Origin of the sequence: Silvanigrella sp., assembly GCF_044369315.1 — a bacterium.
Taxonomy (GTDB): Bacteria; Bdellovibrionota_B; Oligoflexia; order Silvanigrellales; family Silvanigrellaceae; genus Silvanigrella.
This window is the reverse complement of the sequence record NZ_JBIPMD010000165.1, coordinates 1-7,720: the sequence shown is the minus strand read 5'-3', so window position 1 is coordinate 7,720 and position 7,720 is coordinate 1. Positions and strand designations below refer to the sequence as shown.

The following is a 7,720-nucleotide window of genomic DNA, read 5'->3' as shown; positions in this document are numbered from 1 at the left end:
CGAATTCGTGCTCATTCTGCCCTTGATTATCATGCACCTTTAGAATATGAAGAAAATTATGAAATTTAATAGTCCACTTTTCGGGGATCATACCATTCTATCCATAGCATCTATGTGGAAACAAGCTCTTGGAGTGAATGCAACATTAGAAAATCAAGAATGGAAAGTGTTTTTAAAATCGAGACAAAATGGAAAGTTTCAGGTGGCTTGGGATCGATGGATAGCAGATTACAATGATGTTAATTCATTTTCTGATTTGTTACGTTCAGGTAGTCAAATGAATAATGCAAAATATAAAAATACAAATTATGATACCTTATTAAAAAAAGCTTCCATGGAAGTAGATTTAAAAAAGAGACAAAAAATACTTGAAAAGGCTTCCAGTGTTTTAATGAATGACTATCCCATTTTGCCATTGTACTCTGCCGTTACAACACATTTGGTTAAAAAATATGTTGGAGGATATTCTGGCAAAAATCCATTAGATCATACAAGTACTTTTGATCTTTATATTAAAGAACATTAATAATATATGTACTAAATAAATATGAAAATAAAAGTTAGTATGTGTCTTATACATTAAGTAAAATAGAACTTCACCATATACTTATAAAAGGTCAGTTCAAAACACTTCACAATAAACCTATTTGTGAGCAATTTATCTCTTGCGGGATATTCACGCATAGAAAACAAAGATTAGCTTGATTTATCTAAATAAGTTTTACTTAATTTATTTCTGCGACATAATCAAAAAGAGCGGATAAAAATAACCGCTCTTTTTCTTTGTTACCTAAACCAAATTAGCTTTTACGACCACCAAAAATCTGTAACAAACTTATAAATAAGTTAATGAAATTTAGGTACATAGTTAATGCACCAAATATCATAAATTTACTTAATGCAGGCGAGTTTCCAGCACCATCAAAAGCAAGTTGATAAGCCCCTTCACGAATACGTTGCGAATCGTAAGCAGTTAAACCTGAAAACACCAAGATTCCAGCCCAACCAGCGAAAGAACGCAGAATTTCACTATGAATAAACATATTGATAATATATGCGCCTAATATCATAATTACGCCCATAAATAAAAATGTTTTCATGAAACCTAAGTTTTTCTTTGTTACCGCGCCAAAAACAGCAAGGCCCGCAAAACCAACTGCCGCAATTGCAAATAAAGCAATCACATTCCCAATAGGATAAACTCCCATTATCATGGCAAAGGTAACACCTGTTATGGAAGCATAAAGTAAGAACATGAATTTCAATGCAGAAGCACTTAGCTTTTCAGCTGCAAAACTCATTGCCAATACAAGACCAATTTGTACTGCAAAAACACCATATATTGCAAAACGACCCAAACTTGCTATGGCTTGAAGTCCACCTGTTTGAATAATAACGAGGCCCATAATGGCACTAAGAAGAACACCAAAGGACATCCATCCATAGACACCAGCTATGGTTTTGCTTGCTGTGGATTGAGCTATGGCATTTTTACCCGCATTTTCCATCCAATTTGAATTATTTTGAAAACGATTAAAACTCATTTTTACTTCCTTTCCTTTGAAAGTAGATAGGTACAAATATTACATGTACTCTACTAAAGTTAAACGAAATCATTGAAATGACAAGAGGGCTTTTTCAAGCTTCCATACCTTCATCACCAACACCCCTATCCAGATTTCGGTCCATTTCATATTTTGGATCATAACTACTTGTTATTTCGTGAGAAAACCCAGTAAAACGAATAAAATCTTTTGGTGTCCGTGAAGCATAATCTGTTAAAATTTCTCGAGCTTGTGTTAAATCTTCTACTCTATTTAATAAATCACGAACCCCTTTGCTTGAAGGAAACCCTTTTGTGTACCAAAGCAAATGTTTACGAGCTAAAATAGCAGCCAATTTTGTTTTGCCATAATGCTCTTCTTGATAGCTAATGTGTCTCATAACAACATCAAACCATTCTTCAAATGTAGGTGACAAAGATGATCCTGCTAAAATTTCAGAAAAAATCCAAGGGTTTCCTAATGCTCCACGACTTACCATCACCGCATCGCATCCGGTCTCATTTTGCATTTTAATTGCTGAAGAATAACAAAAAATATCACCATTCCCTACTTTAACTACATTTTGACTTAAGTTTTGAGCAACTGACATCGCAGTTTTAATCCCCAATAAATCACAGGGAGTGGAATAGCTTTCAGAACGGGTTCTTCCGTGCACGGTGAACATGTCTACATTTGCGTTAATCACTCGTTCTGTCGTATTTTCAACATTTACGTTTTCACGGGTGTAACCTAGTCGGTATTTAGCAGAAAGAGGGCGTTTGGTAGATGCACGAGAAGATAAAACGGTTTCTGTAATGCGCTCTGGATCTTTTAATATGGCACTCCCACAACCTGCTCCTACCACTTTACGAACAGGACATCCCATATTTATATCAATCGTATCAAATCCTTGAGCATCTAAAACAGAAACAGCATGAGCCACTTGACTCGCTACAGGACCCGTTACTTGAACACCAAGAACAGATTCGCTTTTATGTCTCGCCATCATTTCAAAGGTTCGTTTATTTTTATAAGCAATAGCTGTGGCAGAAAGCATTTCTACGTATGTTAATCCAGCACCTAATTCTTGGCATATTCTACGAAAAGGTATGTCGGAAACCCCTGCAAGGGGTGCTAAAAAAACTCTATTTTTAATTTCTAGATCGCCAATCATGATGGCTTGGTTAAAAAAACTCATTCTTTTATTGCCTTGTCTTTAATAAGCTGTCCACAAGCAGCTTGAATGTCTCTGCCTTTTGAAAGACGAACAGTTGCTACCATGCCTGCTTTTTTTAATTCTTGTTGAAATGCGTAAACCCTTCCTAAGTCGGGTCTTCTAAAAGAAGCGCCTTCATGCTCATTTAAAGGTATTAAATTAATTTTAACAGAAACTTCCTTTAATAAAGAAACAAGCGCTTCCGCGTGTTCCTTTGAATCATTAATACCACGAAGTAACGTATATTGAATCATAAATGAACGACGGGACCCATTTTTTGAATGTTCTTTGATAGTACGAATAACTTCGGTTATGGGGTGCTTTATGTTAACAGGCATGATTTTGCTTCTTTCCGATTCAAACGGAGAGTGCAAAGATAAGGCAACAGCGACTTTTGTTTTTTCTAATACCTGATTTAAAGCTGGCATTAAACCAACAGTACTTATTGTTACTTTATTTGGGGAAAAATTTAGCCCCAGATTATCGCAAAAAATATGAGTACTTTCTATTACATTATCTATATTATCAAGAGGCTCTCCCATGCCCATGTAAACGATATTTGTTACTTGTTTATAGGATGAAACTTGAAAATTAGGGTTTTCTGCTTTCCATTTTTCAGCCAAAATGACTTGGCCAACAATTTCTTCTGTTGTGAGACTTCGTAACAATCCCATACGACCCGTTTGACAAAAGCGGCAGGCTTGAGCACAACCAACTTGGGTTGAAATACACTGAGTGAGTCTTCCTCTTTCAGGTATCAACACACTTTCGACAAGCCTACCATCGCTTTTTAAACGCATTGCGAATTTAACAGAACCATCGTGTGTACTAGATTGCAGTTCATGTATTTCCAATGGGATATTGAGATCATACTGATTTAAAAACCATTTTTTAACTTCTTCGCTTAGGCCTTCAAAATCTACTTCTTGAATAGGATTTTGCTTATAAATTTTACGAAAAAGTTGCTCTGCTCTTAACTTCGATTTTAATTCGCCAAAAGTATTGGCAATTTGATCTGCAAGGTTGCTTCGATTTTGACCAAAAAAGGATTTCATTTCAATTTATTCCCATCATCACTTCACCAAAATGGTGATTCTTTATCAAACAAAGTATAAAGGACTGGTCAAGAGGTTTTTGCCTAAATTAGATATTCTTGATAACTTAATCTTGAATTCTAATTTTACAGGAGATAATGCATGCATTTAGAAAGTGATGTAAAAATGAATAAAAAATCGGAACAATCTAGTCCTATTTCATCTGAGCTTTTGCATGAACATCAATTAGATTTCGAAAGAATTTCAATTCATCACTCACGAATTCTTCAAGCATTAAATAAACAAATAAACACCACAATTCCTGTTATGGGAGCCTGTACAACAAGCAATGGTGGTATTTTATCATGGAAACAAATTACAAGAATACTATCTTCAACTTATCATCCTATGTTACGTAAATTCCAAAAAAGCTCAATGAGTTATTGGAGAAATAATCATTTAGTAACATGCATTCCTGCTGCAGGAGCTGCTTCCCGATTTTTTAGTGACTTACAAAAATTCACCATAATTATAGAAAATAAAATTCTTGAATTTAAAGAATTATTCGAAGTATTTAATCGCGATAAAAAAATTAAAAATATTTCTTTTGAAAAACGAAAATCGATACAAGAAATCTTAATAAATCATAAAATATCTCCAGAGCTATCTTCTTTATTTGAACAATTAGAAGATCAAGAATCACCAAATATAAAAAATTTATGCAATTCTTTTTATCATTTTTTAAGTGAGACACTTTATAAAGGAACATCATCTGTTATAAAGATGGATTATAAAAAAAATATAAACAAAGATTCTACTTCTTTTTTTAATTCAGAAAATTATTTAAGAACACCTTGGAATTATTCAAACTTAAATAATAAAATAAAAAAATACACATCCAGTAATCAAAATCCAAAAAATGAGGGAAATAGCGATCATTGGATGGAGAGAATCAACCCTCAGTCAAATATTCATAAAAAAGATCAAATAGAATCCGAAAAAAATCATATTTATATTGGAAATCATGAAGAAAGTATACTTAAAGCATATGCAGTTAGTTGTATTTTATTAAGCCAATATGGTTCACTTCCAAAAGCCTTAGTACCTACAACAAACGAAGGAGATTCTTTTTTAATGCTTAAACTTTCTGAGCAAATAAAATTATTGCCTTGTTTAGGAAATGTTCTGGTTGTTCCTACGAATATGAAAAAAGAATTCGAAAATCAAATTCAAACTTTATCTTCACAAATTCAAGAAAGCACAATGGATATTTTTACTTTACGTAACAGTCCTTTTGCCCCGGAATGGTTAAAAAATAATAGAAGAAGTTCTGGAAAATGGTTTATTTTAGAACAAGGGAGAGCCCTTTCTACAATTCGTTTTAATATGGATGGAACTCCATTTAAAGATGAAGACGGAAAATACACCCCTGTTTCTGCAGGGCATGGGGAGCTTATCCATCTTTTTGATAAAATTGCCGATGAATTTCCTTCTGCAGAATGCTTACATATTCGAAATATCGACAACGTGATTGGAACATCAAATGATCGCTCAGATGAACTTAATGTTCCCGCTGAAGCTTTTCGCATTGTGCGAGATTGTATCGAATATTTAAGAGCCAAAATTGAAGATTTATTATTTTCCGAAGAAAAAAGTAAAAAATCGTTAAGAATAGTTGATAATATATCCCTTCAAGTTTTAAATTATTTATCCCAATTTATTGATAATAATCTTGCTCAAGAAGGTTTAAAAATTTGTTACGATAATAGAAATCATTTTATTGGAATTCCATTTCAAGCATTTCATAAAATCATTGGTAATTTATTTCACTGGCAACCGCTTTCCTCATCCTTAAATGAATTAGAGTCTTGGGAACAAACTTTAACTTGGATGGAACAACCTATCTCTATTTTTGGGGTCGTAAGAAAAGAAGTGGCAGATATTGGAGGCGGTCCTATTTTTGCCGAACTCCCTGATGGGACAAAAATTAAATTATGTATTGAAATGCCGCATACAAGTGAAGAAGATTCAAATGAATATTTTGGATCGAGAGGCAAATCAACTCATTTTAACCCTGTTCTTGCTTTTTTCGAACTCAGAACGAACAAAAGATCATTTGAAAAAGAAAACTCTATAGGAAAAAAAGTATTTTATTCTAAACTTTTTGACGAACGCTTTTGGTTATTAACAAAGAGGGAATACAAAGGAATACCTGTATGTTATCATGAGACAGTACTTCATGAACTTATTGGAAATTCAGCAACTACAAACTTAATTTTCATTGAAGTTCCTCGTACACTTTTTAGACCTCATAAATCTTTTTTTGATTCCTTAGGAAATGACAGGCGCTCATATGGTTTTGACGAAACTTTGGCAACTTCCGAAACAAGAAACTTTTAATATTGAGCCGCCAAATGAAAAACAAGGTAGACTTTTTTTTACAGAATTAAAAAAACAATTAGAAAAAGATATTATTTTTTTACGTAGCCAAAAGGATCTCGGAAAAGAATTATTTTTTACTCAACTTAAAATATCTTTTGGAGATTTATCTTCGGAAATAAATTTAAAAAATAAAGACACCATTGAAAATAAAAACTATTTATTTCTTTATATACCCGGAGAAGCAGGCTTTTTAATTGAACCAAATTTAAAAATAGATACTTTATATTTATATAGAGCAACAAAAGTTTTACAACAATTAGACTCAGGAAACTTAGAATCACCAAGAATACCTATGTTTATTTTAAAAAGTGGTATCATTGAGGAATTTAAGTTACTTGATGAAAATTATGTCCGTGTAAAAGAAAATAATAAAACGCTTTCAGTAAAACAAATGAGCGAAATGTTATTACTTTTGGCGGATTCGTTGGAATAATATTTTAGAATTTTCTCCAAACCTAACTCCAAGATATATCGATAATAAAACACAAATCATACCCATAAAGGTGTAAATTTGAATAGGCTCATTTAAAAATAGAATTGCTAAAATAGCTGAACTAATAGGTATTACTCCCGTCATTAAGGCTGCAGTATTGGAATCAATTTTTGAAATACCGCGATTATAAAATACGTAAAATAAAGCACCACTAAAAAGGCCTACAAAAAAACTAAACAACCAGATATTAGAATCAAGTGCAAATATATTTACTTCATTTAAGCTATAAATGGCAAATGGTAAACAAAAAAGTCCATTAAATAAATTAATTAATAAACCTGAAATAACAGGTGATACCTTAATTTTTATCATTTTAGCAAAAATGGTAAATAAAGCTTCAGGAATCATTGCTAAAAATACGATAAAATTCCCTAACCAGATTTTTGAAGAATCAAAATTTATTGAACTAATATTATGAGTTGGTTTACTTAAATTTAATATTAAAACTCCAAGTACAACAAGAAAAATACAAAATACATGAATTTGTTTTAATGGCTGTTTTAAAAAGAAAAATGAAAATAGGACAATTATAGTAGGTATTGAGCTACTAATAATTCCAACAGATGTTGCTGTTGTCTTATCCAAGCCAAACATATATATAAAATTAAAAAAAACACCTCCAGACAAAGCCATTAATAAATAAATAAACCAATCTTTTTTAGAAAACTTTTCATCTGTCATGTAAAACTGAAATTTAGATTTCATAAATAAGGAAACGACTAAAAGAATAAGTACACCAAAAATATATCTAAGCTCTAATAAAAGCATAAGAGGTGCTTTTTCAATAAGATATTTATTTAAAATAATATTTACACCAACAAACGAATTGGCTATTGTCATCTCAGTGACACCGATCAAATAATTATGCCAGTTAAGAGTTGAGAAAAGCATTCTGAGGATTGAAGAAATAGCTCCAATTTGTTAGTTAATTGTTGCTTAAAACAAAGTAACAAAGGAGCTTCCAATGGATTGGCAGAACCAACTCATTACC

Annotated in this window: 7 protein-coding genes; 3 read left to right on the top strand and 4 right to left on the bottom strand. The window is 32.2% G+C overall.

What is annotated here, in order from left to right; genetic code table 11:
* Nucleotides 1–58 precede the first annotated feature (58 nt).
* A complete protein-coding gene (locus tag ACIQ56_RS12290; protein WP_397601353.1) occupies nt 59–526 on the top strand; it encodes an ABC transporter substrate-binding protein in 468 nt (155 codons plus the stop codon).
* Nucleotides 527–800: 274 nt separating this feature from the next.
* On the opposite strand, the gene ACIQ56_RS12285 is transcribed toward ACIQ56_RS12290, so the two are convergent.
* From ACIQ56_RS12285 to rlmN, 3 genes are all read right to left on the bottom strand, one after another.
* Nucleotides 801–1,544 carry a Bax inhibitor-1 family protein gene (locus tag ACIQ56_RS12285; RefSeq protein ID WP_397601352.1) on the bottom strand — a complete coding sequence of 248 codons (744 nt, stop codon included), beginning with the start codon at nt 1,542–1,544 and terminating at the stop codon, nt 801–803.
* Between the two features lie 94 nt (nt 1,545–1,638).
* Nucleotides 1,639–2,742 carry a tRNA dihydrouridine synthase gene (locus ACIQ56_RS12280; protein ID WP_397601351.1) on the bottom strand — a complete coding sequence of 368 codons (1,104 nt, stop codon included), beginning with the start codon at nt 2,740–2,742 and terminating at the stop codon, nt 1,639–1,641.
* On the bottom strand, nt 2,739–3,815 hold the full coding sequence (gene rlmN / locus ACIQ56_RS12275) for a 23S rRNA (adenine(2503)-C(2))-methyltransferase RlmN (protein WP_397601350.1): 1,077 nt from the start codon (nt 3,813–3,815) through the stop codon (nt 2,739–2,741). The genes ACIQ56_RS12280 and rlmN overlap by 4 nt, the downstream gene beginning before the upstream one ends.
* A 141-nt stretch (nt 3,816–3,956) precedes the next feature.
* On the opposite strand from rlmN, the gene ACIQ56_RS12270 reads away from it, so the two are divergent.
* Both ACIQ56_RS12270 and ACIQ56_RS12265 read left to right on the top strand, forming a co-directional pair.
* Nucleotides 3,957–6,194 (top strand): DUF4301 family protein, encoded by a 2,238-nt coding sequence (locus tag ACIQ56_RS12270; protein WP_397601349.1) that lies wholly within the window; start codon nt 3,957–3,959, stop codon nt 6,192–6,194.
* Complete coding sequence (locus ACIQ56_RS12265; RefSeq protein WP_397601348.1) at nt 6,148–6,669, top strand: hypothetical protein; 522 nt, start codon at nt 6,148–6,150, stop codon at nt 6,667–6,669. Before ACIQ56_RS12270 ends, ACIQ56_RS12265 begins: the two co-directional genes overlap by 47 nt.
* On the opposite strand, the gene ACIQ56_RS12260 is transcribed toward ACIQ56_RS12265, so the two are convergent.
* The gene (locus ACIQ56_RS12260; protein ID WP_397601347.1) at nt 6,643–7,569 is read right to left on the bottom strand and encodes a DMT family transporter; all 927 of its coding nucleotides are present in this window, start codon (nt 7,567–7,569) and stop codon (nt 6,643–6,645) included. The two genes, ACIQ56_RS12265 and ACIQ56_RS12260, sit on opposite strands and share 27 nt — an antisense overlap.
* Nucleotides 7,570–7,720 lie beyond the last annotated feature (151 nt).

Excerpts from the sequence above, each read along its gene's own strand:
- ACIQ56_RS12290 (WP_397601353.1), top strand. The coding sequence starts at position 59 with ATGAAATTTAATAGTCCACTTTTCGGGGATCATACCATTCTATCCATA.
- ACIQ56_RS12285 (WP_397601352.1), bottom strand. The coding sequence starts at position 1,544 with ATGAGTTTTAATCGTTTTCAAAATAATTCAAATTGGATGGAAAATGCG.
- ACIQ56_RS12280 (WP_397601351.1), bottom strand. The coding sequence starts at position 2,742 with ATGAGTTTTTTTAACCAAGCCATCATGATTGGCGATCTAGAAATTAAA.
- rlmN (WP_397601350.1), bottom strand. The coding sequence starts at position 3,815 with ATGAAATCCTTTTTTGGTCAAAATCGAAGCAACCTTGCAGATCAAATT.
- ACIQ56_RS12270 (WP_397601349.1), top strand. The coding sequence starts at position 3,957 with ATGCATTTAGAAAGTGATGTAAAAATGAATAAAAAATCGGAACAATCT.
- ACIQ56_RS12265 (WP_397601348.1), top strand. The coding sequence starts at position 6,148 with ATGGTTTTGACGAAACTTTGGCAACTTCCGAAACAAGAAACTTTTAAT.
- ACIQ56_RS12260 (WP_397601347.1), bottom strand. The coding sequence starts at position 7,569 with ATGACAATAGCCAATTCGTTTGTTGGTGTAAATATTATTTTAAATAAA.